Source organism: Cellulomonas sp. P22 (assembly GCF_044392165.1).
Map to the genome: position 1 here is coordinate 46,659 of NZ_JBISBW010000020.1, position 25,515 is coordinate 72,173.

Annotated in this window: 26 protein-coding genes; 14 read left to right on the forward strand and 12 right to left on the reverse strand. The window is 74.3% G+C overall.

Features of this window, described 5'->3' with window-relative positions; translation table 11 throughout:
• Window positions 1–17: 17 nt before the first annotated feature.
• Window positions 18–1,073 carry a LacI family DNA-binding transcriptional regulator gene (locus ACGIF2_RS16655; protein ID WP_396048180.1) on the reverse strand — a complete coding sequence of 352 codons (1,056 nt, stop codon included), beginning with the start codon at window positions 1,071–1,073 and terminating at the stop codon, window positions 18–20.
• A 308-nt stretch (window positions 1,074–1,381) separates the two neighbouring features.
• Here ACGIF2_RS16655 and ACGIF2_RS16660 point away from each other — a divergent pair, with 308 nt between their 5' ends.
• From ACGIF2_RS16660 to ACGIF2_RS16675, 4 genes are all read left to right on the forward strand, one after another.
• On the forward strand, window positions 1,382–2,650 hold the full coding sequence (locus tag ACGIF2_RS16660; protein ID WP_396048182.1) for an extracellular solute-binding protein: 1,269 nt from the start codon (window positions 1,382–1,384) through the stop codon (window positions 2,648–2,650).
• Window positions 2,651–2,694: 44 nt separating this feature from the next.
• Entirely contained in the window at window positions 2,695–3,615 is a 921-nt protein-coding gene (locus tag ACGIF2_RS16665) for a carbohydrate ABC transporter permease (protein WP_396048184.1), read from the forward strand.
• A complete protein-coding gene (locus tag ACGIF2_RS16670; protein ID WP_396048186.1) occupies window positions 3,612–4,427 on the forward strand; it encodes a carbohydrate ABC transporter permease in 816 nt (271 codons plus the stop codon). Before ACGIF2_RS16665 ends, ACGIF2_RS16670 begins: the two co-directional genes overlap by 4 nt.
• Before the next feature lie 71 nt (window positions 4,428–4,498).
• The gene (locus ACGIF2_RS16675; protein ID WP_396048188.1) at window positions 4,499–6,448 is read left to right on the forward strand and encodes a glycoside hydrolase family 127 protein; all 1,950 of its coding nucleotides are present in this window, start codon (window positions 4,499–4,501) and stop codon (window positions 6,446–6,448) included.
• A gap of 93 nt (window positions 6,449–6,541) precedes the next feature.
• On the opposite strand, the gene ACGIF2_RS16680 is transcribed toward ACGIF2_RS16675, so the two are convergent.
• Window positions 6,542–6,778, reverse strand: coding sequence for a hypothetical protein (locus ACGIF2_RS16680; RefSeq protein ID WP_396048190.1), 237 nt, complete (start codon window positions 6,776–6,778; stop codon window positions 6,542–6,544).
• Window positions 6,779–6,925: 147 nt separating this feature from the next.
• Complete coding sequence (locus ACGIF2_RS16685) at window positions 6,926–8,893, reverse strand: hypothetical protein (protein ID WP_396048192.1); 1,968 nt, start codon at window positions 8,891–8,893, stop codon at window positions 6,926–6,928.
• Window positions 8,894–9,111: 218 nt separating this feature from the next.
• Between ACGIF2_RS16685 and ACGIF2_RS16690 the strand changes: the two genes are divergently transcribed.
• Window positions 9,112–9,315: a DUF1918 domain-containing protein gene (locus ACGIF2_RS16690; protein ID WP_396048194.1), complete on the forward strand. Its 204-nt coding sequence runs from the start codon at window positions 9,112–9,114 to the stop codon at window positions 9,313–9,315.
• Window positions 9,316–9,396: 81 nt separating this feature from the next.
• Here the strand turns inward: ACGIF2_RS16690 and ACGIF2_RS16695 are convergent, their stop codons facing one another.
• The 5 genes from ACGIF2_RS16695 to ACGIF2_RS16715 form a co-directional block, all read right to left on the reverse strand.
• A complete protein-coding gene (locus ACGIF2_RS16695; protein ID WP_396048196.1) occupies window positions 9,397–10,125 on the reverse strand; it encodes a DUF6544 family protein in 729 nt (242 codons plus the stop codon).
• A 114-nt stretch (window positions 10,126–10,239) separates the two neighbouring features.
• Window positions 10,240–10,956 (reverse strand): alpha/beta fold hydrolase, encoded by a 717-nt coding sequence (locus ACGIF2_RS16700; protein WP_396048198.1) that lies wholly within the window; start codon window positions 10,954–10,956, stop codon window positions 10,240–10,242.
• Window positions 10,957–11,035: 79 nt separating this feature from the next.
• Window positions 11,036–11,764, reverse strand: a complete 729-nt coding sequence (locus tag ACGIF2_RS16705) for a DUF5701 family protein (protein ID WP_396048200.1) — start codon at window positions 11,762–11,764, stop codon at window positions 11,036–11,038.
• Between the two features lie 73 nt (window positions 11,765–11,837).
• Entirely contained in the window at window positions 11,838–14,762 is a 2,925-nt protein-coding gene (locus ACGIF2_RS16710) for an AAA family ATPase (RefSeq protein ID WP_396048202.1), read from the reverse strand.
• Window positions 14,763–14,782: 20 nt separating this feature from the next.
• A complete protein-coding gene (locus tag ACGIF2_RS16715) occupies window positions 14,783–14,962 on the reverse strand; it encodes a hypothetical protein (RefSeq protein WP_396048204.1) in 180 nt (59 codons plus the stop codon).
• A gap of 242 nt (window positions 14,963–15,204) precedes the next feature.
• Between ACGIF2_RS16715 and ACGIF2_RS16720 the strand changes: the two genes are divergently transcribed.
• The 4 genes from ACGIF2_RS16720 (at window position 15,205) to ACGIF2_RS16735 (ending at window position 17,033) form a co-directional block, all read left to right on the forward strand.
• Window positions 15,205–15,915, forward strand: coding sequence for an HAD-IA family hydrolase (locus ACGIF2_RS16720; RefSeq protein ID WP_396048206.1), 711 nt, complete (start codon window positions 15,205–15,207; stop codon window positions 15,913–15,915).
• Between the two features lie 28 nt (window positions 15,916–15,943).
• Window positions 15,944–16,243, forward strand: coding sequence for a hypothetical protein (locus ACGIF2_RS16725; protein WP_396048208.1), 300 nt, complete (start codon window positions 15,944–15,946; stop codon window positions 16,241–16,243).
• A gap of 201 nt (window positions 16,244–16,444) precedes the next feature.
• The gene (locus ACGIF2_RS16730; RefSeq protein ID WP_396048210.1) at window positions 16,445–16,576 is read left to right on the forward strand and encodes a hypothetical protein; all 132 of its coding nucleotides are present in this window, start codon (window positions 16,445–16,447) and stop codon (window positions 16,574–16,576) included.
• A 202-nt stretch (window positions 16,577–16,778) separates the two neighbouring features.
• Entirely contained in the window at window positions 16,779–17,033 is a 255-nt protein-coding gene (locus ACGIF2_RS16735; protein WP_396048212.1) for a PspC domain-containing protein, read from the forward strand.
• 24 nt (window positions 17,034–17,057) lie between these two features.
• Here ACGIF2_RS16735 and ACGIF2_RS16740 read toward each other — a convergent pair whose 3' ends face one another.
• Window positions 17,058–17,309: a hypothetical protein gene (locus ACGIF2_RS16740; RefSeq protein WP_396048214.1), complete on the reverse strand. Its 252-nt coding sequence runs from the start codon at window positions 17,307–17,309 to the stop codon at window positions 17,058–17,060.
• A 14-nt stretch (window positions 17,310–17,323) separates the two neighbouring features.
• Window positions 17,324–18,739 (reverse strand): DHA2 family efflux MFS transporter permease subunit, encoded by a 1,416-nt coding sequence (locus tag ACGIF2_RS16745; RefSeq protein ID WP_396048216.1) that lies wholly within the window; start codon window positions 18,737–18,739, stop codon window positions 17,324–17,326.
• Between the two features lie 283 nt (window positions 18,740–19,022).
• Here ACGIF2_RS16745 and ACGIF2_RS16750 point away from each other — a divergent pair, with 283 nt between their 5' ends.
• Entirely contained in the window at window positions 19,023–19,466 is a 444-nt protein-coding gene (locus ACGIF2_RS16750; protein ID WP_396048218.1) for an ATP-binding protein, read from the forward strand.
• Here the strand turns inward: ACGIF2_RS16750 and ACGIF2_RS16755 are convergent.
• On the reverse strand, window positions 19,444–20,223 hold the full coding sequence (locus ACGIF2_RS16755; protein ID WP_396048220.1) for an endonuclease/exonuclease/phosphatase family protein: 780 nt from the start codon (window positions 20,221–20,223) through the stop codon (window positions 19,444–19,446). The genes ACGIF2_RS16750 and ACGIF2_RS16755 overlap by 23 nt on opposite strands.
• A 58-nt stretch (window positions 20,224–20,281) precedes the next feature.
• On the opposite strand from ACGIF2_RS16755, the gene ACGIF2_RS16760 reads away from it, so the two are divergent.
• Window positions 20,282–20,953 carry a hypothetical protein gene (locus ACGIF2_RS16760; protein WP_396048221.1) on the forward strand — a complete coding sequence of 224 codons (672 nt, stop codon included), beginning with the start codon at window positions 20,282–20,284 and terminating at the stop codon, window positions 20,951–20,953.
• Between the two features lie 50 nt (window positions 20,954–21,003).
• Here ACGIF2_RS16760 and ACGIF2_RS16765 read toward each other — a convergent pair whose 3' ends face one another.
• Entirely contained in the window at window positions 21,004–21,732 is a 729-nt protein-coding gene (locus ACGIF2_RS16765) for a glutamine amidotransferase (RefSeq protein WP_396048223.1), read from the reverse strand.
• A 136-nt stretch (window positions 21,733–21,868) separates the two neighbouring features.
• Here ACGIF2_RS16765 and ACGIF2_RS16770 point away from each other — a divergent pair, with 136 nt between their 5' ends.
• The 3 genes from ACGIF2_RS16770 to ACGIF2_RS16780 all read left to right on the forward strand — a co-directional run bounded on the left by ACGIF2_RS16770 (window position 21,869) and on the right by ACGIF2_RS16780 (window position 25,422).
• Window positions 21,869–23,218 carry a MinD/ParA family protein gene (locus ACGIF2_RS16770; RefSeq protein ID WP_396048225.1) on the forward strand — a complete coding sequence of 450 codons (1,350 nt, stop codon included), beginning with the start codon at window positions 21,869–21,871 and terminating at the stop codon, window positions 23,216–23,218.
• A 165-nt stretch (window positions 23,219–23,383) separates the two neighbouring features.
• The gene (locus tag ACGIF2_RS16775) at window positions 23,384–23,917 is read left to right on the forward strand and encodes an RNA polymerase sigma factor (RefSeq protein WP_396048227.1); all 534 of its coding nucleotides are present in this window, start codon (window positions 23,384–23,386) and stop codon (window positions 23,915–23,917) included.
• Window positions 23,918–24,012: 95 nt separating this feature from the next.
• A complete protein-coding gene (locus ACGIF2_RS16780) occupies window positions 24,013–25,422 on the forward strand; it encodes a hypothetical protein (RefSeq protein ID WP_396048229.1) in 1,410 nt (469 codons plus the stop codon).
• The last annotated feature ends 93 nt before the right edge of the window (window positions 25,423–25,515 follow it).

Sequence of the window (25,515 nt, forward strand, 5' to 3'; positions counted from 1 at the left end):
TCGTCGTGGGCGGGCGGTCAGGCGCCCTCGACGGTCGAGCCGCGCACCTCGAGCCGGCAGGGGAGGGCCTCGACGCCGTGGGTCCGTCGGCCGTCGATGGCCTGGACCAGTCGATCGGCGGCGGCCCGGCCGAGGGCCTCGAAGCACATGTCGATGCTCGTGAGCTGCGGGCGTGAGCCGGTCGCGAGGATCTGCCAGTTGTCGAAGCTCGCGACGGCTACCTGGCGGGGCACCTGGACGCCGCGCTCGCGCAGGGTGTCGAGGGCGCCGCGGGCGATCTGGTCGCTGCCGCAGATGATCGCGTCGAGGTCGGGCTGCCGGTCGAGGAGGCTCTGCGTCGCGGCGCGGCCCCACTGTTCGCTCCAGCTGCCGAAGAGGGTTTCGCCGCCTGTCAGCCCCAGCCCTGCGGCGGCCAGTGCCTCGCGGATGCCGGTGTCGCGGGCCCGGGCGGCGTCGTAGGTGCGGTCGCCGCCGATGTGGGCGATGCGGGTGCGGCCGGTGGCGACGAGGTGCTCGACCGCGAGGTGCCCCGCGTGGACGTTGTCGGGCACCAGCGAGCAGTCTGCTGGGTCGTCGGACGGGGCGTAGGCGTAGACCACGGGCACGGCCAGGTCGCCGAGCGAGGGGCGGGGGTCGGTGCGGCTGCCCACCACGATGAGCCCGTCGATGCGTCGGCCGAGCAGGGCGTGCAGGTGGTACTGCTCCCGGATCGCGTCCTCGCGGGCGTCGCACAGGAAGACCGACATCTTGCCGGCGCCGAACGCGTCCTCGGCGCCCATCAGGACCGGGATCGAGAAGCGTCCTTCCAGGTCGTTGGTCAGCAGCCCGACCGTGCCGGTCTGCCCGGCGAGCAGGCTCTGGGCCAACGAGTTCGGGGTGAACGAGATGCGCTCGGCGGTCTCGACGACGCGGCGCCGCGTGTCGGGGTGGACGTTGTCGCGGCCGTTGAGCGCCTTGGAGGCGGTCGCGATCGAGACGCCGGCCAGGCGTGCGACGTCCTTGAGCGTGGGGGTGCGCGGTCGCGCGTGCTGCGCGGCCGCGGCGTCCTCGGTCTCGCTGGTGCGTGCGTCCACGTCGTCACTCCCTGGTGCTGCGGCTCGTGCGTGCTGGTGCGCGGCTCGTCGTCGACGATGCGCCCTGTGCCTGTGCCTGTGCCTGTGCCTGTGCCTGTGGCCTCGCCCCGCCGACGCGTCGATGCGTGGCTGGGCGGCGCCGGGGCAGGTTGACCGTGCTGCAGCCCCGATGCTAGCGTCCCGAAAAGCGTTTCGGCCAGTTTCGCAGATTGCGCCGGATCGTGCCGGTACCGCACCAGCGGAACGGCAGCGGGACGAGGCCGACGAGGGTCTCGGCCTCGGATGCATGGACTCAAAGAGGAGATCCGTTGAACATCAAGGACAGGAAGGGCGTCTTCGCCCTGGCCGCCATCGCCGCGACGGGGGCCCTCGCCCTCACCGGCTGCTCCAGCACTGACGCCTCCGACGACGGCGCGTCGTCGGGCAGCAGCGCCTCCGAGCTGACCGTCTGGCACTACTTCAGCGCCGACAACCAGGTCAAGCTCATGGACGACTACGCCGACAAGTTCGAGGCCACGCACGACGGCGTCGAGGTCAAGAACGTCTTCGTCCCGTACGACCAGCTCAACTCCAAGCTCATCGCCGCGGCGGGCGCCAAGAACGGCCCCGACGTCGTCGTCTTCAACGGCGCCGACGCCTCGACGCTCGCCCTCGCGGGCGCGCTCGCACCGCTCGACGAGCAGTGGGGGTCGTACGCCGACGCCGACCAGTTCCCCGACTCGGTCATCCACCAGGTCGACGACTCGATCTACGCGGTGCAGGGCTACGTGAACCTGCTCGGCCTCTGGTACAACGCCGACCTGCTCGGTGAGATCGGCGTCGAGCCGCCCACCACGATCGACGAGCTCGAGACGGCCATGGCCGCCGCGAAGGACGCCGGCAAGGGTGGCATCACGCTCTCGGGCCTGCCGCAGTCGCAGGGCGAGTGGCAGGCGTACCCGTGGCTCACGAGCCAGGGCTTCGACTACACCGACCCGCAGGCCTCCGACCTCGAGGCCGGCTTCTCCATGGTGCGCGGGTGGGTCGACAACGGCTGGCTCTCGCAGGAGTCCGTCACGTGGGACCAGACCGTCCCGTTCCAGCAGTTCACCGCCGGTGGCTACGCGTTCGCCGCGAACGGCAACTGGCAGATGGGCACCGCTGAGGCGGACGCGAGCTTCGAGTACGGCGTCGTGCCGCTGCCCGTGGGCGACTCGGGCAAGGTCTACCTGGGCGGCGAGGGCGAGGGCATCGGCGCGCACGCCAAGAACCCCGAGCTCGCGTGGGAGTACCTGCAGGAGACGTACCTCGACGCCGCGGGCCAGCTGCTCGCCGTGACCAACGTCGGCAGCCTGCCGTCGCGGGCCGACGCCTCGGCCGACGAGGCCGTCACCGGGAACCCACTGCTCAAGCCGTTCGCCGACTCGCTGTCCAGCGCCGGGGCGAACTACCCCGACAACGTCGTCCCCGCCGCGAGCGTGGCCGACCTGCAGATCACCGTGGGCCAGGCATGGAGCGCCGCGATCGGCGGCCAGCAGACCCCGGCGAAGGCAGCCGAGAGCGTGATGGCCGCGCTGCCGTCGCTGCTGCAGAAGTAACGACCCGCCAAGACCGAGGGGCGCTGGTACCGATGGCACTGACCATGGACGATCGACCGACCAGGAAGGTGCCGTCGGCACCAGCGCTCAGGCGCGACAAGAACCGGGGGCGCAACCGGCTGTACTTCATCGCCCCCGCGGTGGTGTTCCTCGCCGTCTTCTCGTTCTACCCCTTGCTGCAGCTCGTGCGCATGAGCGTCAGCAAGGTCACCTCGATCACGCTGAACTCCGAGTGGGTGTTCACCGGGCTCGAGAACCTCCGCAAGGGCCTCGAGGGCGACATGCCCTCGGCACTCTGGCGGACCGCGATCTTCGTGGTCGTGGTCACCGTCCTGGGCCTCGTCGGGGGTCTGGCGGCCGCGATCGCGCTGCGGGGCACCGGCAGGTGGTCCACCGTGCTGCTGGCCCTGATGGTGTTCGTCTGGGCCCTGCCGCCGGTCGTCAACGGCAGCGTCTGGAAGTTCCTGCTCGGTGACGCGGGCCTGTTCAACACGGTCATCACCGGCCTGGGGCTGGACACCGTCCCGTTCCTGTACGACCAGAGCTGGGCGCTGATGTCGGTCGCCTTCGTGAACTCCTGGGCCGTGATCCCGTTCAACGCCCTGGTGTTCCGCGCCGCGATCCTCACCATCCCGACCGAGGTCTTCGAGGCCGCGCAGCTCGACGGGGCCCGGCCGTGGCAGGAGATCCGGCACATCATGATGCCGGCCGCCCGGCCCACGCTCCTCGTCCTCACCGTGCTGACCGTCGTCTACGCGTTCCGCAGCTTCGACTTCATCTACGTCATGACCTACGGCGGGCCCGGGACGGCGACCAACACGCTGCCGTTCCTCGGATACATCCAGGCCTTCGTCCGCTACGACTTCGGCCTCGGCGCCGCGACCTCGGTCGTGACCGTGCTGCTCGTGCTCGTCATGGCCGTCATCTACGCCCGCAGCATCCGCCGAGAGGAGTCGGAGTCGTGAACAAGAAGGCCGGCCCGGTCAACATCGCCGTCCGCGCGCTGCTGACCCTCATGTACGGGGTGCCGCTCCTGTGGATCGTGCTCACCTCCTTCAAGACGTCCGCCGACGTCTTCTCGACCCAGAGCACCTGGTTCTTCCGCCCGACGACAGCGGCCTACGTCAACGCGTTCGACGGTGACCTGTTCCTCGCGATGAAGCAGTCCGTCATCATCGCGACCAGCACCACCGCGCTCGTGCTCCTCGTCGCGATCCCCGCGGCGTACGGCCTGGCCCGGCTCGGCGGCTGGTTCACCACCATCGCCCTGGGTCTGCTGATCGTGCTGCAGATGGTGCCGCAGACGGCCTCGGTCATCCCGATGTTCCAGGTGTTCAGCTCGTGGGGCCTGCTCGACAGGACCTTCGCTGTCATCCTCGGCGACACCGCCCTGCTCATCCCGTTTGCTGTGCTGCTGCTGCGACCGTTCTTCCGTGGGGTGCCGATGGCGCTCGAGGAGGCCGCCTCGATCGACGGCGCCTCGATCCCGCGCACGTTCCTGTCGATCGTGCTGCCCATCGCCCGCAACGGCGTCGCGACGACCGGCACGCTCGTCTTCTTGCTCTCGTGGGGCGAGTTCCTCTACTCGGTGAACTTCTTCCTCACGCCGGGCAGGTACCCGCTCAGCGCGCTGCTCGCGCAGCAGGTCTCCGCGTTCGGCATCGACTGGCCCGGCCTGATGGCGCTGGCCGTCATCACCTCGGTGCCGATCCTCATCGTGTTCATGAGCACCTACAAGCAGCTGCGCGACGGTCTGACCGTCGGCGCCGTCAAGTAGTCGCGCGGCGCCTCCCGCGCCCGTCCACCCGCTCGCTCTCGTTCGCCCACCACCCGGAAGCTGGATCACCCATGCCTCTCTCGGCTCGCTCCGCCCTGCCCTCGCTCGCCCCCGGCCTCGCCCCCGAGATCGCCGACCGGCCCGACCGGGGTCTGCCCGTCGCCCCGTCGAACGGCGCGCTGCGCCCGCTCGGCCTCGGCGAGGTGCGCATCGACGGCGGCTTCTGGGGCGAGCGCCAGCGGCTCAACGCGACGGCGATCATCGAGCACTGCGAGGCGTGGGTCGAGCGCATGGGCTGGACCGGCAACTTCGACGCCGCCGTCGAGGGGCGCCTGCCCCAGGACCGCCGCGGCCGGGAGTTCGCCGACTCCGACGTGTACAAGCTCATCGAGGCCATGGCGTGGGAGATCGGCCGCACGGGAGACGCAGCGATGGACGCCCGGCTGCGGGCGCTCGTCGAGCGCATCGCCCGCGTGCAGGAGCCCGACGGCTACCTGCACACCCACTACGGCCGTCCCGGCCAGGGCGCGCGCTACTCCGACCTGCAGTGGGGCCACGAGCTGTACTGCTACGGGCACCTCATCCAGGCGGGGGTGGCCCGCGGACGCACGACGGGACGCGACCTGCTGGTCGACATCGCGATCCGCGTGGCCGACCACGTGTGCGAGACCTTCGGCCCGGACGGCATCGACAACGTGTGCGGGCACCCCGAGATCGAGGTGGCTCTCGCCGAGCTCGGCCGGTACACGGGCGAGCAGCGGTACCTGGACCAGGCGGCCCTGTTCGTGGAGCGCCGGGGGCACGGCCGCCTCGGTGACATCGAGTTCGGTCGCAGCTACTTCCAGGACGACGTCCCGGTGCGGGAGACCACGGTTATGGCCGGGCACTCGGTGCGGGCGCTGTACCTGGCCGCGGGGGCCGTGGACATCGCGGTCGAGCAGCGCGACGCCGAGCTGCTCGAGGCGGTGCGCCGCCAGACGCTGACGACGCTCGCCCGGCGCACCTACCTGACGGGCGGCATGGGCGCGCACCACGAGGGCGAGTCGTTCGGGCACGACCACGAGCTGCCGTCCGACCGGGCGTACTCCGAGACGTGCGCCGGCGTGGCCTCGATCATGGTCAACCACCGGCTGCTGCTGGCCACGGGCGACGCTGTGCACGCCGACGCGGTCGAACGCACGCTCTTCAACGTCGTCGCGGCCTCACCCGCGCAGGACGGCCGGGCGTTCTTCTACACCAACACCCTGCACCAGCGGGTACCCGGCAGCGTGCCGGACGTGACGCAGGCGAGCCCGCGGGCGTCCTCGAGCCTGCGCGCGCCCTGGTTCGAGGTCTCGTGCTGCCCCACCAACGTGGCCCGCACGTTCGCCTCTCTCGGCAGCTACCTCGCCACCGCCGACGCCGACGGCCTGCAGCTGCACCAGTACGCACCGGCCGAGATCCGCACCCGGCTCGACGACGGCCGTGAGGTGGCCGTACGCGTCGAGACGGCGTACCCGGCCGACGGGCGCGTGCGCGTCACCGTGCTCGAGGACGCGACCGTGCCGTGGACGCTGCGGCTGCGGGTGCCCGACTGGGCGACCGGCGCCGTGCTCACGGTCGACGGCGAGCGCCGGGAGGCCGAACCGGGCTACGCGGCCGTCACGGGGGCCTTCGCCGCGGGTGACGTGGTCGAGCTCGACCTGCCGGTGGTGGCTCGCTGGACCACCGCCGACCCGCGGGTCGACGCGCTGCGCGGCGCGGTGGCCGTCGAGCGCGGACCCGTCGTCATGGCGCTCGAGTCCACCGACCTCGGGGCGGGCGTCAACACCGTCGTGGTGCGCACCGACGCGGCGCCCGTCGAGCGTGACGGAGCTGTGCTCGTGCCCGTCGCGACGTACGAGCCCGAGGACGGCGTGTGGCCGTATGGTGACGCGCCGCGGCCGCATGCCGGCGCATCGCGGCTCACACCGCTCGTGCCGTACCACGCGTGGGCCAACCGGGGACCGTCGACCATGCGCGTGTGGATGCCCGTCGGCTGACCGATCGGCGTGGGGGCGGTGCGACACCGACCCCACAGCCAGCGCTCTGGCGCCGAATGCCCGGCACACCAGGACGCCTCTGACCCCGCAGGGTCAGAGGCGTTCGATCTTGGGGCTGTTGAGCGCGACGCGGCGACGTTCGCCGTTGCCGAAGTCGACGATGACTGCCGCATCGCCGTCGAGCGCGACGACCCGGCCGAGGCCGTGTCGCTCGTGCGAGACGCGCGTGCCGACAGGCAACGGCACGATCGCAGCGAGTGCCGCCTCACGGGCGGCGTTGAAGGGACTGTTCGCGAGGGGGCGCGGTTTCCCGGCTGGTCGGTAGGGCATCCCCCTGATCTTCCACCATGAACGCCCCCGCGGACGACTGCCGTCGGGAAGTGGACCGTCGCGGAACGCTCCGTGGACGCCCTGTTCGGCCGCCGTCGGGCGCCGCATGCCACCTTCGGGGTGCCCCCGGACACCCCTCTCCCCAGGTCATGACGGCTGTCGCGACGTGGTGACGGTCCGCAGCGGCCCGCGTGTCAGACCCATCGTGTTCTGCGCCACGACCCGGAACGTGTAGGTCGTCGCCGGCAGCAGACGGCTCAACGTGACCGTGGCCGACTTCTCGAACGTCGCGTCGAGCAGCGTGGGCGACGTCTGTGCCGGCACCTCGCCCGCCGGCCCCCACTCGAACCACACCTGCGTGGGCAGCCGGTTCGGGTGCACGAGGGCGCGCAGCGTGACCGAGGTCGAGGTGCGGTCCTCCGACCAGGTCGAGGACGTGGTGGGCGGCCCGGCCGTGCGGAACGTGCGGCTCAGGGTCGTGGACCCCGCGTCGCTCGAGGCGGTCACCGTCCAGGTGTACGACGTGCCCGGGAGCAGGTCGTCGACCCGGTGCGACAGGGCGCGGGCGTAGGTGACGGCCGGGACGGTCAGCCACACCTCGCCGGTGCCGCCGCTGTCGCCGGCCCCGGTGCCGTCGCCCTGGCCGGCGCCGGGCTGGGTCGTCGCCGCGTCGGTCGTCGCCGTGTCGGTCGTCCCCGGGTCGGTCGGCGCCCACGTCAGGTGCACGGTGGCCGCGTGGCCCCGCGGGTCCACCCACGCGCGCAGCTCGGCCCCCGTCGTGTCGACCGCGCCCTCGGCCAGGGCGACCGTCGGCGCCGGGGCCGAGGTGACAGCGACGGTGTCGGTGCTCGTCGCGCCCGTCGCGTCGGTGACCGTCAGGCGCGCCGCGAACCCGCCCGCGCCGTAGGTGTGCCCGAGCGCCGCAGGCGGGGTGCCGACCCCACGGGCGGTGGGCGACCCGTCGCCCGGATCCAGCTCCCACGTCACGACCCCGGAGCCGCTGGGCGAGCCCGCCCCCGTGCTGCCCGAGGCGTCGAACGTGACCGCGAGCGGCGCCGAGCCGTGCGTGGTCGACGGCACGAGCCACGCGGACGCCCTCCCGTGCGTCACGCCCGCCGAGACGGCTCGCGCGTAGCCCGCGAGCGACGCGGTCGACGAGTCGACCCACCACGCGCACGTCCCGAGCTGGTGGAAGATCGACACCGCCTTGACCTCGGGCCACGTCGCGAGCGTCTCGAGGGCCTCGGTGTACCACCGGGCCTTGCGACCGGCATCGGCCGGGTCCTCGACCGTGCCCCATTCCGCGAGCATCAGCGGCTTGTCGTGGCCCTGGGCCCAGCGGCGGAACGGCCCCGCGACCTCCGCGAGCGACCGCCACGTCGGCGGCTTCGACGGGGCGCAGCCGTACCAGTTGTACGGATCGAGGGCGATCCAGTCGACCACGTCGTCGCCCGGGTAGAACGCGTCGGCCCCCGCGGTCGACGGTGCCGACCCGAAGCTGCCCGGCGTCACGACCCACGTCCACGCGACGTTCGTGACCCCGGCGTCACGCACCACCTCGACGTAGTGCCGCCACGCCGCCCGGAACTCCGCGGGCGTGCCGTACCCGGCCGCCTGGTCGGGCTCGTGGTGCAGCACCAGGAACACCGGCTCGACGAGGCTCGCGACCCCCGCGGCCTGCGCCCTGATCTCGGCGTCGTGCGCTCCCGACGCGATCGACGCCCACGAGACCTTGCTGCCGTCGAGCCGTCTCGGCTCGATCGACAGGACCGGCGTGCGGCCGCGGCGCAGGGTCGCGACCACCGGGGCCGGCGGCATCGGCTCGTCCCACCGGGCGTACCAGCGCTGCAGGTCGAGCTTGCGCCCCGTCGCCTGCTCGAACGTCGCGACCGCCGCCTCCGAGCCCTGGCCGTCGCGCGGCTGCACGAACGCCCCCACCAGCATCCCGTGCTCGGGCGTGAGCAGCTGCGACGCGGTCGACGCCGTCCCGGCGGTGCCACCGGACGTGACGCGCACCGTCGGTGCCTGCGCCGCGGGGCCGACGCCCACGGTCAGGGCCGCGACCACCAGGACGGCGGGAACGACGAGCGGACGGCGGAGAGGGTGCAGCGGCATGACGGGCTCCCCGGGGAGGACGGTGTCACCCTTCCGGTCGGCCGCCCGGCGCGCTTGTGGAGGGATCGGCGGCCCCGCGTCGTGCGACCGCGCCGCGGGCCGCCCCGTCGAGCGCGAGCCCCGGAGGCGCGCGCATGATGGAGGTGCACCGGGTGGACCGCAGACGACGGCAGACGACGGCAGATGACCGGCACAGGGGGAACGCGATGAAGGCAACCGTGGGAGACCACATCGTGAACAGCTCGGGGGTGGTCGGGGGGCACGTCCGCGCAGGGCTCGTGGTCGAGCTGCGGCACGACGACGGCACCCCGCCGTTCGTCGTCGAGTGGGAGGACACGGGGGAGCGCACGCTCGTCTTCCCCGGGCCCGACACGACCCTGCGCACGCCCGACGGGCACGTCGCCCCCGGCGGGACGATCTGAGCGCGGACCGAGCTGAGCCCGAGCCCAGCTGACCCCGAGCCCAGCTGACCCCGGACGGCCGAGCGCGGACCGGCCGAGCGGTCAGGCCAGCGCGCCGTCGCCGCCCGGCGCATGGGTGCCCGCGAGCAGGGCGCGCCCGCGGGCCAGGGCCGCCTGCACGGGCGCGTCGACCTGCACGTCCGTGACGGTGAGGTCGAACCAGGGCCGCGCCTCGTCGCCCCACTGCACCACGAGCCGGTGCGCGACGGGTACGCCGGCGACAGTGCGCCAGTCGCGGTACTCGCCCGACCACGGGGTGCGCGGCCCGCCGGCCCCCTTGAACCGGTCGACCTCGAAGCGGGCGGGGAACCCCGTCTGCGGGTCGAACGTCACCAGCGCCGTCTCCTCGCCCGTGGGCAGCGGCAGCCGCAGCCACGCGCCCCACCCGTCGAGGTGCTCCCAGCGCAGCCCGGGCAGGTGCGGCCACGCTGAGGGGTAGACGGCCGCCTCGCCCCACAGCGACAGCAGCGAGCCCTGGTCGACCTCGGGACCCACGGAGACCTGCCGTCCTACGCGTGAGGCGCTCCGGCCGTCGACCGTCGCGTCGAGCCCGCGCAGCAGCGTCAGGGGCCCGCAGCGCACAGCGAACTCGGACACCCGGTCGCGGCCCAGCCGGGCGCTGATCCGGGTGTCGAGCCGCATCGTCGGCATGCGCGGGCGCCACATCCGGGCGCGACCCCCGAGCACGAGCGTGGTGGGCCGGTCACGACAGCCGGCCCACGCGGCGTCGAGCCAGCGGCGGACGGGGGCGGGGAGCGTGTCGTCGGCCATGCCCCGAGCGTCTCCGCGCGGTCCCGTGCCGGACCAGAGCAGAAGGTCCCGCGCGCACGCGTCGTCCGCAGGCGGGGACGGTTCCCGTGCGCAGCGGGCCGTGACCCGGGGGGGTCAGGCCGTGGCGAGCAGCCCGGGAGCCCGGAGGGGCCACGGGGCACGCTCGGCCCGCCAGCGGTGCGCGGCGTCGAGCAGGATGCGGTTGAACGCTATCGGCGCGTGGCTGTTCACGTCGTGCCCGGCACCGGGCACGACCGTCAGCCGGGCCCCCGGCACGGCCTCGAGGTAGCGCCGCTCGTCGAGGCGCAGCGGGTCCCGCATGCCGTTGACGAACCACACGGGCAGCTGCAGCCCTCGCAGGTACCCGAGCGACGAGTAGCCCTTGAGCGAACCGAGCATGTCGCTGACCACGTGCCAGTTCGCGCCGCCGACCCCGAAGGTGCGGCTCACGTGGTTCGACAGCCGGCGGTACGTCGCGATCGGCTTGCCGCGGAGCTCGGTCGAGCAGCCCGCGAGGACGACCCCGCCCAGGCGGTCCTGGTGCTCGGCCGCGTACGCGAGCGACGTGTAGCCCCCGAGCGACAGCCCCACCAGCAGCGGCGGCTCGTCGCACGAGGCGACGGCGTCGTCGACCGTCTCGAGCGCACCCTCGAGCGTGAACCGCTCAGCGGTGCGGGAGCCATGGCCGGGCAGGTCGACGGCGAGGGTGCGGTGGCCCGAGCGCGTCATCGCGGCCACCTGGCGGTCCCAGATCGTGGAAGACGTCCGCAGACCGTGGACGAACACTATGGAACGAGCGATGGCGGTCTCCTCTCGTGCGGGCCGCACCACCTGCGCGGTGGACGGGCAGGCGATGGACCGGACGAGCGGAGCGTAACTCGCGCGGCTGCGAGGCGCTCACAGGGAGACGTCAGGCCCCCGCACGCCCGGCGGCCGACGCGGCACCGAGCCACGTGTGGGGGTTGCGGTCCCAGCACCAGCCCAGCTTCGCCCGGCGCTCGCTGATCCACACCGCGGGCACCCGCTGGTTCGAGGCGCGCGAACCCATCAGCGAGTAGCACCTGTTCGGGCGCAGCATGTCGGGCCGCACCGTGGTCAGCGCGACCCCCTCGGCGATCGTCAGCGGCGTGCGGCCGCGGCCCTGCACGGTGACCAGCGCGTCCTCGGGGCGTACGTTGCACAGCTCCGAACCCGTGTCGACGTCGAGCAGCAGGTAGGCGGTGCCGTCGGGCACCGTGACGCCCTCGATGGGCCGGTACGTGCTGAGCTCCGCGTGCCCGATCACGCTCACCCCGCGCCGGGCCCGCCGGCGCATCGCCGGCACGGCGTCGTCGACGTCGAACCCCGGGGCGTACGCCCCGGGATGCAGCACCACGACGAACGGCACGTGGTCCGGGCCGGCGTCCGCAGGGGCGAGCGGCAGGTCGGCGACGATCGGCCGCAACGGCTCCGCGGCGGCCCGCAGCCCGTCGACGTCGAGGCCGAGCAGCGCGGGCAGCCCGAGCTCGACGTACGCCTGCACCTGCCTGTCGAGCTCGGCCGACGCGTCGGCGGTCGGATCGAAGCCGAGGGCGGCAGGGGAGGCCTCCGCGAGGACGGTGGGAAGGGCTGGATCGGCGGACGTCACGACGGTAGCCATCCGAGCAGAACGGCCGTGCTGCCCGAGATGTTCCCGCCTGCGCCGGTCAGCCACGCCGATCAGCCCGCGTCGATCAGCCCACCCCGATCAGCCCACGCCGGTGCGCGACCGTCACGGCCTCGGCCCGCCCCGACGCCCCGAGCTTGGCGAGCAGGTTCGACACGTGCACGCTCACGGTCTTGCCGCTGATGTACAGCCGCTCGCCGATCTGCCGGTTCGTCAGCCCCTGCGCGACGAGGGCGAGCACCTCGGCCTCGCGCGCGGTGAGCACGTCGGTCGCAGCCGCCCGCACCCCGGGCAGGTCGAGCCGTCCGCGACGGCCCAGCGCCTCGACCCACTCGGTGAGCGGCACAGCGCCCATGTCGCGTGCGTCGAGCAGGGCCGTCGTCGCCTCGGTCAGTGCGCCGTCGCGGTCACCCGCCTCGAGCAGCGACTCGGCCCACCGGGCCCGGGTGCGGGCGCCGTCGTAGCGGTGGCCGTAGGCGAACGCACCGGTCGCCGCCCGCCAGAGCGCGGGGTCGTTGACCCCGGTGAGCCGCGAGTGCTCGGCGTGCGCGCGGGCCAACCACGCCCGGCCCTCGGGGCCCAGCTGGCCACCACGCGGGCGCCCCCGCTCGGCGGTCGCCACGGCACGCGCGAGGAGCGGCTCCCCGGCGGCCATCCGCCCCTGGGGTTCGCGACCGACCAGCCGATCGTGCGCGGCGCCGTCGGCGAGCGCGGCCAGGGCCAGCGCCGCCAGCCGGATGCCGCCCAGGAACCAGTCGTCCCAGGTCCGTCCCAGGTGGTCGAGCAGCTCGACCGCGAGCTCGAGGGCCTCGTCGAGCCGGTCCGCCCAGGTGAGGGCCTCGATCGTGCAGCTGCCTGCGATCAGGGCGAGCTGACCGTCGCGGTCCCACTCGGTGCGCAGCGCCCGGCCCCTGTCGATCACGTCCGCGTCGCCGCGGGCGACCGCCGAGTACAGCCCGATCGCCGTGATGAGCGACGTCGAGGCGCCACCGGTGGGCGGGTGGTCGACGGGTGCGGGTGTGAGGTCGCCGAGGGCGTAGCGGATGATCTCGGAGAAGATCCACACGTCGGAGCCGTAGGGGCTCAGCGACAGCCCCCTGTCCCGGGCCAGCCCGATCGCGCGGGTCGCGTCGTCGAACGCCTCGGTCAGGCGCCCCGCGTAGTAGTGGGTGGTCGTCAGGTTGTACCTCGAACGCAGCTCGGTCCCCAGGTCACCGGCCTCGCGGGCGCGCTCGACGGCCTGGGCGAGCAGCTCGGCCGCGTGCTCCGGGTCGTCGACCACGAGCACGGCCTGGGTCGCGAGGGCGTCGGCCTCCGCGGCGGCGTCGCCGACCTCGCGGGCCCTGGCCACGGCGGCGTCGGCGCTGCGCAGCGCCTCCTCGTCACGGTCGAGGTTGGATGCGGCGCGCGCATGCGTCGCGAGGGCCCACGGCAGCGCGTCGGGCGGGGCGTCGGTGCCCAGGTCTGCGAGGACCCGCGTCGACTCGTCGTAGGCCTCCTCGAGGTGCTCCGCGGAGAGCAGGTGGCGGGCGAGCATGGTGCGGACCTGGGCGCGCCGGGTCGGGTCGCCGTCGGCCGAGGCGTCGACCGCGAGCCGGGTCAGGGCGATCGCCCGCTCGAGCTCGCCCGCGCGGCTGGCCGCGCCCGCCGCGGCCATCGTGACGTCGACGCGGTCCTCGCCCAGCAGCTCGGGTGCGTCGGGCACGGCGTCCCACAGCTCGAGGACGGTCTCGAGCTGGCGCAGCTCCTCGGCGGGGGCGAGCACCTGGGCCGCGTCGCGGGCGGCCGCGTGCGAGGCGCGCAGCGCCGTCGGCAGGTCGTGAGCCCGCAGCGCGTGCACCGCGACGCGCGACGGCGGCCCGAGACGGGGGTCGGCGGCCAACGCCCGCAGGTAGCTGCGGTGCAGGGCGACCACGTCACCGGGCAGCACATCGGCGTACACCGCCTCGGCGAGCAGCGCGTGCCGGAACGCGATGCGACCGTCCTCGCCGTGCAGCACGTGATGGGCCACAGCCTCACGCAGCGCGGTGTCGAACGCGTCCGCGGCGCCGGGGTCCTGGCCGGCCACGTCGAGCGCGACAGCACGCAGCAGCGGCTCGCCGACCCGTCGGCCCGCGACCGACGCGACCTGGGCGAGACGCTGCACCGCCGGGTCGAGCTGCTCGAGCCGCGCCCGCAGCACCTCGCGCAGGGTCAGCGGGAGGTGCGCCTCCGCGGCGCCGGCCTCGAGCAGCTCCTCGGCGAAGTACGCGTTGCCCTCGGAGCGTTCGCTGACCCGCAGCAGGCTGGCCTCGGGCAGCGCCCGGCCCAGCAGCGCGGTCGTGAACTCGCGGAGCTCGTCGGCGGTGAACGGCGCCAGGTCGATCCGCTCGACCCGCGGGTGGCGCGTCATCTCGGCGAGCATGGGGCGCAGCGGGTGGCGGCGGTGCAGGTCGTCGGTGCGGTAGCTCGCGACCACGAGCACGTGCTCGGCGCGCATGCGGGCCAGCAGGAACCGCAGCACGTCCCGGCTCGACGCATCGGCCCAGTGCAGGTCCTCGACGAGCAGCAGCAGCGGCGCCCCGGGCCGTCCGGCGGCGGCGAGCACCGCGGACAACCCGTCGAAGAGCTGGAGCCGGCTGGTCTGGTCCTCGGCGTCGGGCAGCTCGTGGTTCCCGGTGGGCAGCAGCCGTCCGAGCGCGGGCCGGGACTCGAGCGCGTGCTCGACCGTGTCGGCGGCGTCGACGCGCAGCTGGGCGAGCGCCTCGGCGAACGGCAGGTACGGCAGGCCTATCTCGCCCAGGTCGACGCAGTGCACGGTGACGACGGTCGCGCCGGCCTGCGCGGCGAGCTCGCCCGCGCGCTGCAGCAGCCGGGTCTTGCCGACCCCGGCGTCGGCGCCCACGAGCACCATGCCGGGGCGGCCCTGCGCCGCACGCCCGAGCGCGGCGACGATCTGCTCGACCTGCTCCGCGCGGGCCACGAACGGCGTCGGTGTCGCTGTGCGGCTCATGCCCCCGATCTTGTCAGCGGTCACCCACGTACCGCCGCACCTCGCAGCACGCGCCACAGCCGCACCCGCACGCGCGGGTCCCTGCCGTGACGTGCCGCCGGCCGACGCGGTCCCGACCCCACGGTGTCGTTGTACAGCCGCTCGCGCCGGTAGGCGATCTCCGCCTCGAAAGCCTCGCCCTGCCCCCACATGTCGCTCATCGCCCTGTCCTTCCCTCGCGCCCCAGGCTCTCTGCCTGCTCCCACGCTCGCCCTAAGCCCCCACCCCCCACATCCGTCACCCGCCCCGAGCCCACCCCGATTCGCCACCCCCACCCCTAAGGCCCACCCCCCAGATCGCTGAGGTAGAGCGTTCGCGTCGAGCTGGAGCGGCCCGGGGCTCTCCCTCGACGCGAACGCTCTACCTCGGCGGGTACCGGGGTGGGGCGTGGGATCGTGAGGGGGTGACGGGTGCGGTGGTGGGGTCGGGTGTGGGGGCCGGTGGACGGGTGCTGCTCGAGGGGCGGGTGTTCGAGGCGGTGCTGTTCGACATGGACGGCACGCTCGTGTCGTCGACCGCCGCGGTCGAGCGGTCCTGGCGGCAGCTCGGGCGCGAGCTCGACATCCCCGCGCTCGTCAGCGACGGCTTCGCGTTCCACGGCATGCCCGCTGCCGACACCCTGGACGTGCTCCTCGCCGACCGCGACGCACGCACCCGTGCGCTCGCGCTCGAGCGGATCGCCGAGCTCGAGGTCGCCGACACCGAGGGCGTCGTGCTGCTGCCCGGGGTCCGGGCCGCGCTCGACCTGCTGGTGCCCGCGGGGCTGTGCGCCGTCGTCACGTCGTGCGGCACCGCGCTCGCCGAGGCTCGCCTCGGTGCGGGCGGGGTGCGTCGCCCGGTGGTCGTCGTGACCCGGGACGACGTCGCTCGCGGCAAGCCCGACCCTGAGCCCTTCGTGCGTGGCGCGCAGCTGCTGGGCGTCGACCCCGCACGCTGCCTGGTCGTCGAGGACGCGCCGGCGGGCCTCCTGGCGGGACGTCGGGCGGGCGCCACGACGCTGGGCCTCGCCACGACGCACCCCGCGGACGAGCTCGACGCCGACCTGGTCGTCGCGGACCTCGGCGCCGTCCACCTCGAGCTCGTGGCCGGCGGCGTGCGCGTCGTCGCCGCCTGACGCCCGCGTGCCGTCCTACCGCGTCGCCATGGGCGTCGGCCTGCTGCGTCCCGGCGCCGAGCCCGCCGACGTGCTGCCCTCCGCCGCCGCGGCGGCCCGCACCCTGGCGACCGTCGAGGCCTCCGACATCGGCGTGGTCAGCGGCGAGGCCAGGATCACGGTCCGGTTCACGGTGGCCGACGACGACCGGGCGTTCGCCGTCGCGCAGCACGTCGTCGCAACCGTCGAGCGTCTCGCCGTCACGGCCCGCCCCACCCTGACCCGCCGCGCCGGGCCCCGCTGGACCCCGGTCCACGCAACCCCCTCACCCACCCGTTCGCCGAGGTAGTGCCTGCGCGCCGAGATAGAGCGGGGGAGGGCTCTATCTCGGCGCGCACGCTCTATCTCGCGGGGTTGGGGTTGGGGGAGGGGCGTCGAATCGCGGCCTATGTCCACCCGGTCTAGATTCGCAGCATCGGGTCTGGGGCGGCGTGCGGGTGGCCGCGGGGCCCACGACAGGCGGCGGGGGCACGCTGTCGGGGGGTGGGACATGAACGAGGCAGACACCGCGTGCGGGTCCTCGTGGACGACGCGCGCACCGACGGTCGTCGCCCAGCTCGTGCCCCGGCTCCGGGCCGATCCCGGGACCGTCTACCGCCAGGACGTGACCCCGGTGTCCTGAGCCGGTTGCACGTCCGCACCGGGGGTCGGGGGGACTCCCCGGTGCGGACGCGCTGCCGGCTCAGGGCCCGCTCAGGGTCTGCCGGGGGACGTCCCCGATGCGGACGGGGTGCACGGCGCGGCACGCTGGAACGGTCGGGTCGTCACGGTGCACGACGACCAGGCCGGCGGATCCTCACGGCACCGGAGACGAGAGCGGGCACATGAACGACCTCCACCAGACCCTCGGCCGCGAAGGCCTCATCCGGCCCGTGCACGGCCGGGTGGTCGCCGGCGTGTGCGCGGGCCTCGGCCGGCGCTTCGGCATCGGGCCGTGGGCCGCGCGGCTGCTCTTCGTGCTGCTGCTCATGGTGGTGCCGGGCAGCCAGCTGCTGGTCTACCCGATCCTGTGGGTGCTCATGCCGTCCGAGTCGCGCGTGTGGCGCCCGGCACCCGAGCCGGGGCACCCGGCGCACTGAGCCGGACCGCGCACGGCTGCACGGTCAGCGCGGGTCCACCTCGACCTCCCACACGAAGCCGTCGAGCAGCTCCGCCGCGTGCCGGTGCGCGGTGTCGATCGCGGTCGCGAGGTCGGGGGCCTCGCCGGGCACCTCGAACGTCACGCGCCCGCCGGTCGGGGGCAGCGGGTCGTGGGTGCGGTCGTCGCCGGTCGCGCCCAGCGCGTCGGACATGCCCGCGCGCACGTCCTCGTCGGGCACGTCGTGGACGGTGATCAGGGCGAGGTAGTCGGGCACGCACCCATGGTGTCTCATGCCACCGACGTGCGGCCGTCGGGAGGGCGCACCGCGGCGACCGACGAGGGCACCCCGACGAGCGAGACCACCCCGCCCGCGACCATGAGCCCGGCGCACACGAGCATCGCGGTGCGGTTCGCGGGGGCGAGCGTTGCCGCGTCGTTGAGGCTGGCCCCGACCCCCGCGACCAGCGGCAGCACGGCCACGGCCAGCAGGCTCGCGATGCGCGCCACGGCGTTGTTGACCCCGCTCGCGACCCCGGCGAGGTGGTCGGGGGCAGCGCCGAGCGCCGTCGAGGTGAGCGGCGCGACGGTCAGCGAGAGCCCCAGCCCGAGCACGATCACGCCGGGCAGCACGGCCGTCGCGTAAGGCGCGTCGGGCCCGATGCGTGCGAGCCACAGAACCCCCGCCGCGCAGCCCAGCGGGCCAAGGCTCATGGGCAGCCGCGGGCCGATGCGGGTGCCCATCGCTCCCGCGCGCGGGGAGAGCAGCAGCATCAGGAGCGTGACGGGCAGGGGTGCCAGGCCCGCCGCGAGCGGCGAGTACCCGGAGACGACCTGCAGGGTCACGACGAGGAAGAAGAAGACCCCGGCGAGGGCCGCGTAGATGACGAAGGTGGCGGCGTTTGTCGCGCTGAACGGGCGCCAGCCGAACAGGTGCACGGGCAGCAGCGGGTGCGCCGAGCGGGCCTCGACCAGCACGAACGCGACGAGTGCGAGCACCCCCAGGGTGAGCGTGCCCCACACGCGCACGTCGCCCGGGCCCAGGTCGGGCCACGCGGTGAACCCCGCGGTCAGGCCCGCGAGACCCACCGCGCCGAGCACGGTCCCGCCCACGTCCAGGTGGGGGGTCGCGTCCGGGTCGGACGTCTCGGGGACGTGCCGCAGCGCGACCACGACGACGACGGCGGCGAGCGGGAGGTTGACCAGGAAGATCCACCGCCAGCTCGCGACCTCGAGGATCCACCCCCCGAGGAACGGAGCGGCGGCCCCTGCGATGCCGCCCAGACCCGACCAGGCGCCGATCGCCCGGCCCCGGTCGGCCTCCGCGAACGACGACTGGAGGATCGCGAGCGAGCCCGGCGTGAGCAGCGCGCCGCCCACGCCCTGCAGGATTCGCGCGCCGATCAGCGTGCCCACGGTCGGGGCGAGCGCGCACAGCAGCGACGCCGCGGCGAACCACACCACCCCCACGACGAACACCCGTCGGCGCCCGAGCCGGTCACCGAGCGAACCGCCCAGCAGCAGGAACGCGGCGAGCGTCAGGGCGTACCCGTTGACTGTCCACTGCAGGTCCGCGGTGCCCGCGCCGAGCTCGGTGCCGATGCGCGGCAGCGCGATCGTGACGATGGTCGCGTCGACGAACGCGAGCGCCGACCCGAGCACGGTCGCAAGCAGCACCCAGCGGCCGCGCGGGCTCCGGTAGCTCAACGGATCGGGGGTCGCGCGCGTCCCTGGCACCGGCTCGCACCCCCCTGCCCGTGAGTGCCGGTCGGGTGCCGAGAGCTCGTCTCCCGGCCCCGCCCGGATCCCGTCAGGCTAGGGCCCGGGGGCGGCTGACGCGCGTCCGGCGCGACGCCCGGGGGACGTCCCCGGGCAGGTCGGACGACCCGGGCATTACCCCGCGGTCGCAAGTACGGCAAGTTGGACACGGGTACAGATCGACCCCCCGGTTCGTGCGGCGAAGCGTCCTCACGTCGGGCACAGTGGACCGGTGGGCAACGTCCGAGAGCTGCGAAGCGCCGGCAGCGTGCGGCGCCGGGAGGCGCTGGCCGAGACCGGCGAGCTGGTGCTGCGCGCCGAACGATCGGCACCGCGCGCGGCACGGCACTGGATCATGCGGGCCGTCGCGGCCGCAGGCGTGCACGGCGCCTCCAACCAGGTGGTCGAGCTGCTCGCGGGCGAGCTCGTGGCCAACGCCGTGCTGCACGGACCCTCCGACGGCGAGGTCCGGGTGCACGTGCGCATCTACCAGGACGAGGTCCGCGTCGAGGTGACCGACGAGAGCGCCGCGCGTCCTCGGGTGCAGCACCCCGAGCCCACCGCGCCGAGCGGTCGCGGCATGGCGCTCGTCGAGGCGCTGTCCTCGGCCTGGGGGGTCGAGCGGCTCGACGAGGGCGGCAAGACGGTCTGGTTCACGGTCGAGACGCTCGACTGAGACTCACGTCGACCACGAGCGCGCGGTGGTCGGAGAGCCCGAGGTCGAGCGACGCGGCGTCCGAGCGGGCCGTGATCGCACCGTCGGCCAGGATGTGGTCGAGCTGGTGGCGCGGTGCCTCGAGCGGGAACGTGGCACCTCGGGCGAGCGGTCGCAGGCCCGAGAGCAGCGCGGCCCGACGCAGCTCGATGTTGAGGTCGCCCATGAGCACGAGCGGACGCGGCAGGCTGCGCAGCCCCCGCACCAGCCGGCGCAGCTGGACCACGTTCCAGCCGGGGATGAACGTCAGGTGGGTCGCGACGACGGTGAGCGGCCCGTCGGGGGTCTCGACGACAGCGGCGAGCGCGGCGCGGGCCTCGTCCCGCACCAGCCCCGCACGCCAGGTGCCGCTGAACCGCACGAGCGCGGGCGGACGCAGCGACGGCAACGACACCGCCCGCCACGACCGGACCGGGAAGCGGCTGAGCAGCGCGATGCCGTAGCTCGCGGTCGCGGGCTGCCGGTCGCCCGTCGCTGCCGACCACATCCCCGGTTCGCCGTGCATCGTCGCGACGAAACGGTGCGCGTCGGCCCCCATCGCCTCGGCCGCGACCTCGGTCAGGTCGGCCCCGTGCGACCGGGGCTGGTCGCGGTCGACCTCTTGGAGCGCGAGCACGTCGGCGTCGAGCGCGCGCACGGCCGCACCGAAGCGGTCGAGGTCCACCCGGCCGTCGGTCAGGGCCCGTCCGTGCAGGATGTTGAAGGTCGCGAGGCGCATCGGCTCGATTCTCCCGTCCGGGCTGCGGCTGCGCGCGGCGTCGTGTACACACGGGCTCATGGAGGGCAGCGACCCCGGCAGCGAGCCTGCGGTGGGCCCGCGCGCCGACCCTGGTGACGGTCGAGCGGACCTGCAGGACGGGCTGCGCCGGACGGCCGTCGCGCTGAGTCGGGCGGGCATCCCGTTCGCGCTCGTGGGCGGGTACGCGGCCTGGGCCCGGGGCGCACCTGAACCGAGCCACGACGCCGACTTCGTGGTCGCCGAGGTCGACGTGCGCGCGGCCATGGCGGCCGTCGCGGGAGCCGGCCTCGACGTGGTCGAACCGGCGGAGGACTGGCTGTTCAAGGCGTACCACCACGGTGCGCTCGTGGACGTCCTGTTCCGCATGGTCGGCGAGCCCGTGACGCACGAGATGATCGCGCGCAGCGACGTGCTCGAGGTGCTCGCGGTGCGGATGCCGGTGCTCGACACGACCGACGTGCTCTCCGCCAAGCTGCGGGTGCTCGGCGAGCACTTCTGCGACTACACGCGGCTGCTGCCCATCGCCCGGGCGCTGCGCGAGCAGGTCGACTGGTCGCGGCTCGAGCGTGAGGTCCGCGGTCAGCCGTACGCGCGAGCGTTCCTCTCGCTGCTGCACGAGCTGGGGGTGAGCCCCGTGGGCCCCGAGCCGCGCCCCGACCCGGCGTCCGGCACGGCGTCGGACCCGCACGGGTCCCTTCCGCACGGATGAGCACGCACCGCCGCACGGACGGTGCGACCCCGCGACGCTGGGTCGCACCGTCAGCCGAACAGGCGGACGAAGTTGCGCAGCACGAGGTGCGGCCACGGCACGTCGGCGGCCCGCACCCCGGCCGCGACCCGGTCGGCCTCGTGCGGGGCGAAGTACCCGGCGTGGCGGTAGACCTCGATGCGCGTGAGGATGCCCGCCACGTCGAGCTCGGGGTGGAACTGCGTCGCGTACAGGTGCCGGCGGACCCGGAACATCTGCACGGGGCACGTCGGTGACGAGGCGAGCAGGGTCGCGCCGGGCGGCAGCACCGAGCAGGCCTCCTTGTGCCCCACGAACGCCTCGAAGGTGCGCGGCAGCCCGGCCAGGAGAGGGTCGGCCACGCCCTCGTCGGTCAGGGTGACGGGCACGGGACCCACGGGTTCGGCGAACCGTGCGTCGATGACCGCACCCTGGTGCACGCCGAGCGTCCCCACGCCGTAGCAGGCCCCCAGGAACGGGGTGTCGCGCGCCACGATCTCGTCGAGCAAAGGGCGCAGCTCGGCCTCGACGCGGCGCTGCACGGGGGGCTTGGCCTGCTCCGGGTCCGACGAGCTGAACGGGCTGCCGCCCACGAGCACGCCCGCGTAGCGGTCGAGGTCGATCGGGGGCAGCGGCCCGGCCTCCATGCGGACACGGTGCAGACGGTCCGGGGTCAGGCCACCGAACCTCAGGAACGCGGCGTACTCGTCGTCGGCCGCGGTCTGCTCCCCCCTCGACGCCAGCAGCAGGAATGGCCTCACACGTCCCGAGCGTAGGCGCGCGCACCGTGCCCGGCCCGGCGAAACGGTGTCTGATATGCCCCTGACTAGGCGTATATGTCCCGGGCAGCGTAGGTTCGGTCCGGCATCTCACCGTCGACGATGGAAGGCCTGACTCATGAGTGAACCAGGATCCGTTGCGCAGGACGTGCACCCGTCGGAGGCCGTGCAGGCCGTGGTCCGGGCGGACGGCACGGGCGAGATCGTCATCGAGGGCATCGTGCAGCGCGTCGCCACGGGCAGCATGTCGGAGGCCGGGGCCGCCGTCACCGGGCTGATCGCCGAGCTCGCGGGACGCGCAGGGCGGCCGCTCGCGGCCGAGGTCGAGGACCCGGACGGGCTGTGGTCGCTCGTGATCCACCCCGACGGGCGGGTCGAGGAGGCGATACCGGGCGCGGATCCCGAACCGTCCACCGAGCTCGACGACGAGACCCGCACGATCCCGGTGGTGCCCGACGCGGCGCCGTCGCCCCGGCTGCGGTCCACGCGCACCACCCGGCGTCCCGCGGCCGCCCCCGACGACGACGCCGCGACGCTGCCGACCCTCGACGACCTGCTCGCGACGCGCTCGCAGAGCCCGCACGGCCCCGCCGAGCACGGCTGGCGCGGGGGGGTGCGCCGGGCAACGCTCGGGCTGGTCACGCTGCGCCCCGGGCGGGACGAGCACCGGCACCGCGACGCCGTGCGGGCGGTGCAGCGCAGCCTCGACGGGCCCAAGACGATCGTCGTGATCAACCCCAAGGGGGGCGCGCACAAGACGACAGCGACGCTGCTGCTGGCCTCGACGTTCGGCATCCACCGGGGCGGGTACACGCTCGCGTGGGACAACAACGAGACGCGCGGCACGCTCGGCTGGCGCTCGGAGCACGCGCGGCACACGAACACAGCCGTCAACCTGCTGCAGAACCTCTCGCGGTTCACCGACCTGCAGGTGGCCCGCGTGGGCGACCTCGACAACTACGTGCGCTCGCAGGGTTCGTCGCAGTTCGACGTGCTCGCCTCGGACGAGGACGCCGCGTCCGCCGCGTCGGTCGACGCGGCCGCGTTCTCGGAGCTGCACCGCACGCTCGAGCGGTTCTACCGGGTCATGGTCATCGACACTGGCAACAACATGCGCGCCTCGAACTGGCAGGCCGCGATCGACGTGGCCGATCAGCTCGTGCTCGTGTCGACGGTGCGCGAGGACACCGCGCAGTCGGCGGCGTGGGCGATCGACGCGCTGCGGGCGACGGGTCACCAGGACCTGGTGCGGCAGGCCGTGACCGTGCTCTCGGCGCCCGAATCGCGCGTCGACCGGCGGCTGCGCCGGCGCCTGCACGAGCACTTCGGTGCGCTGACCCGCACCGTGGTCGACGTCCCGCACGACCGGGGGCTCGTGAGCGGCGGACCCATCGGGTACGACGCGCTGTCGCGGCGCACCCGCGAGGCGTGGCTGCAGGTCACGGCCGAGGTGGCCGACGGGCTGTAGGGGCCGCCGCGCAGGACGGTTCAGGACCCCCGTGGCCGACGCCACGGGGGTCCTGAGCGTCCGCTGAGAGATCTCCGGGGCAGGGTGCAAGATGCAGCCAGGCCGTGACACAGGCCAGGTGCAGGAGCTGTCGTCCGACCAAGCCCCCGGAACCCAGGAGTCGCCGTGCCGCCGCGGACCGAGCAGGAGCCCGACGACCCGACGAGCGGGACGCCCGTGCACGACGCGGCCTGGTTCGAGGACGTCGTGCACGTGCACGGCACCGCGGTCTTCCGCTACTTCGTGCGCCGCGCGGGCCACGGCGAGGCCGAGGATCTTGCGGCCGACGTGCTCGCCGTCGCGTGGCGTCGCCGTGCCGACGTGCCCGACGGCGCCGAGCTGCCGTGGCTGTACCGCACGGCGGGGTTCGTGCTGGCCAACCATCGGCGCAAGGGCCGCCCGACGCCGGTCGACGTGCTGCCCGAGGTGATCGACGACGACGACCCGGCGACCCTCGCGGTCGCCGACGAGCAGGTGCGCGACGTCCTCGCGCGCCTGAGCCCCCGGGACCGGCGCATCCTGCTGCTCGGCGCGTGGGAAGGGCTCTCGGGCGACGCCCTCGCCGAGGTGCTGGGCATCTCGCGCGGCGGGGCGGACGCGGCGCTGTCGCGTGCCCGGGCCCGGCTGCGCGAGGCGTGGGACGAGCGGGTCCTCACCTGAGGACCGGCCGCCCTGCAAGCCGGACGCCCCGAGCGACACAGAAGGGGCAGAGACATCCGCCCCTGCACCACATGCCCTGACCCCTGGAGGTCACGATGACCAGCACGCCTCCCACGTCCCCCGACGAGCCTTTCGACCGTGTGCGCGCGGCCGACCCCGGTGCGACGGCCGAGCCCGACACGGCGCGGCTGCGCGCGGCAGTCACGGCCCGCACGGGCGACCTCGCCGCCGGGCCCGACGGTGCTGCCGGGCCTGGCGTGGCATCGCCCGACGCCGCGGTGCCCGACGAGCTCGCCGTGCGGCGGGCCGGTCGTGCGGGGCGCCCGGCCCGTTGGCTCCAGGTCGCCGCCGCCGTGGTGGGGATCGCGGTCGTGGGCGGGGGTGGGTTCGCCCTCGGTCGCACGGGCGACGGCACCCAGGTCGCGTCGACCGCTCAGGCCCCGATCGTGCTCGGCGACGCCGGGACGACGAGCGGCGGGGGCGGCGCCGAGAGCGCCATGGCGGCCGACTCGGCCAAGGTCTCCGACCGGATGATCGGCGGCTCCGGGGGCCGCACGGTCTTCACCGCGTCGGGTCTCTCGGAGGAGGGCGGGACGGCCACCGCGTGGGGCTTCGACGCCGCGTCGGTCGTCACGGCCGAGAGCGCGGCACGTGTCGCTGGCCTGCTCGGGGTGAGCGGTGAGCCGGTGCTCGACGAGTGGGGCTCGTGGAAGGTCGGCGCCGACGACGGCTCGGGACCCGTGGTGCAGGTCCAGCCGGACGGGCTCGCGAACGTGAGCTACTACGACCCGACGATCGACCCGTGGGCGTGCGGGGGTGCCACGGCGGAACCCGCCGAACCGGCGGACGGCGCCGCGGACGCGCCCGCGACGCTCGAGCTCGCACCCGGGGAGTGCACCGACGCCGCGAACGAGCCGGGACCCTCGGCCGACGACGCGACCGCGCGGCTCCGGGACGTCATGGACGGGCTCGGTGTCGATGTCGACGGCTTCGAGCTCACGGTCCAGGACAGCGGCTCGACAGCGGTCACGAGCGTCGTCGCGGAGCAGGTCGTCGACGGCCAGCGCACCGGGATCCAGTGGAACGCGTCGTTCACAGCAGACGGCGTGCAGTCCCTCTGGGGCTCGCTCGCGCCGCTCGTGGACCTCGGCACCTACGACGTGGTCAGCCCCGCGGTGGCCGTGGAACGGCTCACCGACCCCCGCTTCGGCGCCTCGTGGGGCGGGGTCGGCGTGATGGCCGCATCGGACCTCGCGCGTGACGAGAACACGGCGCTCGAGGTTGAGCCCCCGGCCGTTCCCTCGACCCTGAGCCCGGGGGTGCGGCTCCCGTGGGCCGTCACCCAGGTCACCCTGACCTCGGCGCGACTCGGGCTCGGCCTGACGACGCTGCCCGACGGGGCGAGCGTGCTCCTGCCCAGCTACGAGCTCACCGGCGCCGACGGCAGCTCGTGGAGCGTCGTCGCGGTCGCGGACTCGCACCTGGACTTCTCGCCCGCCGGCTGAGCCGCGGCGGGGCTGACGACCGGACCGGGAGCGCGGAGGGCGCTCCCGGTCCGGTGGTGCCCATGTCCCGGTTGCCGGTCGGGCGTCGTCGGG

Excerpts from the sequence above, each read along its gene's own strand:
- ACGIF2_RS16695 (WP_396048196.1), bottom strand. The coding sequence starts at position 10,125 with ATGGCCGACGACACGCTCCCCGCCCCCGTCCGCCGCTGGCTCGACGCC.
- ACGIF2_RS16725 (WP_396048208.1), top strand. The coding sequence starts at position 15,944 with ATGGGCGTCGGCCTGCTGCGTCCCGGCGCCGAGCCCGCCGACGTGCTG.
- ACGIF2_RS16710 (WP_396048202.1), bottom strand. The coding sequence starts at position 14,762 with ATGAGCCGCACAGCGACACCGACGCCGTTCGTGGCCCGCGCGGAGCAG.
- ACGIF2_RS16665 (WP_396048184.1), top strand. The coding sequence starts at position 2,695 with ATGGACGATCGACCGACCAGGAAGGTGCCGTCGGCACCAGCGCTCAGG.
- ACGIF2_RS16675 (WP_396048188.1), top strand. The coding sequence starts at position 4,499 with ATGCCTCTCTCGGCTCGCTCCGCCCTGCCCTCGCTCGCCCCCGGCCTC.
- ACGIF2_RS16680 (WP_396048190.1), bottom strand. The coding sequence starts at position 6,778 with ATGCCCTACCGACCAGCCGGGAAACCGCGCCCCCTCGCGAACAGTCCC.
- ACGIF2_RS16760 (WP_396048221.1), top strand. The coding sequence starts at position 20,282 with ATGGAGGGCAGCGACCCCGGCAGCGAGCCTGCGGTGGGCCCGCGCGCC.
- ACGIF2_RS16755 (WP_396048220.1), bottom strand. The coding sequence starts at position 20,223 with ATGCGCCTCGCGACCTTCAACATCCTGCACGGACGGGCCCTGACCGAC.
- ACGIF2_RS16685 (WP_396048192.1), bottom strand. The coding sequence starts at position 8,893 with ATGCCGCTGCACCCTCTCCGCCGTCCGCTCGTCGTTCCCGCCGTCCTG.
- ACGIF2_RS16715 (WP_396048204.1), bottom strand. The coding sequence starts at position 14,962 with ATGAGCGACATGTGGGGGCAGGGCGAGGCTTTCGAGGCGGAGATCGCC.
- ACGIF2_RS16730 (WP_396048210.1), top strand. The coding sequence starts at position 16,445 with ATGAACGAGGCAGACACCGCGTGCGGGTCCTCGTGGACGACGCGCGCA.
- ACGIF2_RS16780 (WP_396048229.1), top strand. The coding sequence starts at position 24,013 with ATGACCAGCACGCCTCCCACGTCCCCCGACGAGCCTTTCGACCGTGTG.
- ACGIF2_RS16770 (WP_396048225.1), top strand. The coding sequence starts at position 21,869 with ATGAGTGAACCAGGATCCGTTGCGCAGGACGTGCACCCGTCGGAGGCC.
- ACGIF2_RS16735 (WP_396048212.1), top strand. The coding sequence starts at position 16,779 with ATGAACGACCTCCACCAGACCCTCGGCCGCGAAGGCCTCATCCGGCCC.
- ACGIF2_RS16705 (WP_396048200.1), bottom strand. The coding sequence starts at position 11,764 with ATGGCTACCGTCGTGACGTCCGCCGATCCAGCCCTTCCCACCGTCCTC.